The following is a 938-nucleotide window of genomic DNA, read 5'->3' on the forward strand; positions in this document are numbered from 1 at the left end:
CACGATCGCCGTCAACGGCCTGGGCCCCGGCGGGCCAGCCAGCGCCACCAATGTGACCGTCGCCGACTCGACCTCATACCAGCGGCAGACGCCGTCGGACACCGAGGCGATCACGAACGGTAAATGCATCGGGGCCCAAGGCACTCAAGACGGTGGCGCCCTGCACGCGACGATGATCAGTGTGGAGACGTGCCCACCCATGGGGCGCCCGCACCCGCATCTGCACCTGCCGCACCTCCCGCACATCCACCTCTAGGAGACGCGGGCAATCGCGGTCGCGCCAGCGCGCAAAAAGAGCGAAAAGCCGGACTCAGACGGTGAAACCGAGGGCGCGCAACTGCTCGCGGCCGTCCTCGGTGATCTTGTCCGGACCCCACGGTGGGTTCCACACCCAGTTGATCCGCAGGTCGTCGACCAGACCGGCGCCCACCAGCGCGCTGCGGGACTGATCTTCGATGACATCGGTCAGCGGACAGGCCGCCGACGTCAGCGTCATGTCGATCAGGGCGACCGTTCCGTCGTCGCCGTCTTCGACGTTCAGCCCGTAGACGAGTCCCAGATCGACCACGTTGATGCCGAGTTCGGGGTCGACGACGTCACGCATCGCCTCCTCGAGATCGGCAAGGAATTCCTCACCCTGCGCGGTGGTTTCGCTCATCTGTGACCTCCTCGAAGTCTGCTTCCTGATCCGAACAAGCCTTGGCCAGAGCATCTTTGAACGCCATCCAGCCCAATAGCGCGCATTTCACCCGCGCCGGGTATTTGGCCACCCCGGCGAACGCGATACCGTCGCCCAGCACCTCCTCGTCGCCCTCGATGGTGCCGCGCGAGGACACCATCTCGGTGAACGCGGTGATGGTCTTGAGCGCCTCGCCGACGCTTTGACCGATCACCTGTTGGGTGAGCACCGAGGTTGCGGCCTGGCTGATGGAACAGCC

Annotated in this window: 2 protein-coding genes and 1 pseudogene; 1 reads left to right on the top strand and 2 read right to left on the bottom strand. The window is 65.4% G+C overall.

Annotated features, from left to right (window positions below; all coding sequences use genetic code 11):
* Positions 1-256: pseudogene (locus A5708_RS14395) on the top strand (hypothetical protein); the annotation flags it as partial.
* A 54-nt stretch (positions 257-310) separates the two neighbouring features.
* Here A5708_RS14395 and A5708_RS14400 read toward each other — a convergent pair.
* Positions 311-658, bottom strand: coding sequence for a metal-sulfur cluster assembly factor (locus tag A5708_RS14400; protein ID WP_007774271.1), 348 nt, complete (start codon positions 656-658; stop codon positions 311-313).
* Positions 633-938, bottom strand: a 306-nt coding sequence (locus tag A5708_RS14405; RefSeq protein ID WP_196772640.1) for an iron-sulfur cluster assembly scaffold protein, incomplete at its 5' end; no start/stop codon positions are given. The genes A5708_RS14400 and A5708_RS14405, both read right to left, overlap by 26 nt.

Source organism: Mycobacterium colombiense, from assembly GCF_001672755.1.
GTDB classification, from domain to species: domain Bacteria; phylum Actinomycetota; class Actinomycetes; order Mycobacteriales; family Mycobacteriaceae; genus Mycobacterium; species Mycobacterium colombiense_C.

What these genes read in the sequence shown, in the direction of transcription:
- A5708_RS14400 (WP_007774271.1), bottom strand. Translation starts at nt 658, where the DNA reads ATGAGCGAAACCACCGCGCAGGGTGAGGAATTCCTTGCCGATCTCGAG.